At 42.2% G+C, this 824-nt stretch carries 1 protein-coding gene; it reads right to left on the bottom strand.

All coding sequences use genetic code 11. The features are described from left to right. Nucleotides 1–824: DUF1542 domain-containing protein (locus CP366_RS10345; RefSeq protein WP_143469307.1), on the bottom strand; the 824-nt coding region annotated here is incomplete at both ends.

Below are 824 nucleotides of genomic sequence, written 5' to 3'. Positions count from 1 at the left end.
GCAGCTTTATTAGCTTGATCCTTCACAGCTTGCTTTTCTTCATCAGTCAGGTTAGGAGCATCATCAATTGAATTATTCTTTTCAGCCAGTGCTCCATCAATTGCAGCCTTTGCACTTACCTTGTCGATTGCGAGCTTACCTGCATCCGTTGCACCTGCAACACCTGTGTTATCAGAAGCATTCTTGATGTTTTCTTTAGCACCAGCAACAGCTTGGTCAATTTGATCCTTTGCTGTTTTCTTTTGATCCTCAGTTAAACCTGAAGTTTCATCGATGGCCTTCTTAGCAGCTGCTGCTGTGGTATCGAGATCACTATTAGCGTCATTCTTGGTCTTAGAAGATGTTGGAATTGTCATGTTCTTAATAGCTTGAACACCATTGGTTTGCGCTGATTCAACAGCAGTGACAGTTGATGCATTGCTAATGGCAGTCTTGGCACTATCTGCAGCTTTATTAGCTTGATCCTTCACAGCTTGCTTTTCTTCATCAGTCAGGTTAGGAGCATCATCAATTGAATTATTCTTTTCAGCCAGTGCTCCATCAATTGCAGCCTTTGCACTTACCTTGTCGATTGCGAGCTTACCTGCATCCGTTGCACCTGCAACACCTGTGTTATCAGAAGCATTCTTGATGTTTTCTTTAGCACCAGCAACAGCTTGGTCAATTTGATCCTTTGCTGTTTTCTTTTGATCCTCAGTTAAACCTGAAGTTTCATCGATGGCCTTCTTAGCAGCTGCTGCTGTGGTATCGAGATCACTATTAGCGTCATTCTTGGTCTTAGAAGATGTTGGAATTGTCATGTTCTTAATAGCTTGAACACCATT

The sequence above is a fragment of the Lactobacillus sp. UMNPBX15 genome (assembly GCF_002553785.1).
GTDB lineage: Bacteria > Bacillota > Bacilli > Lactobacillales > Lactobacillaceae > Lactobacillus > Lactobacillus crispatus.
The sequence above is the reverse complement of the archived record's forward strand: the minus strand, read 5'-3'. Positions and strand labels throughout refer to the sequence as shown.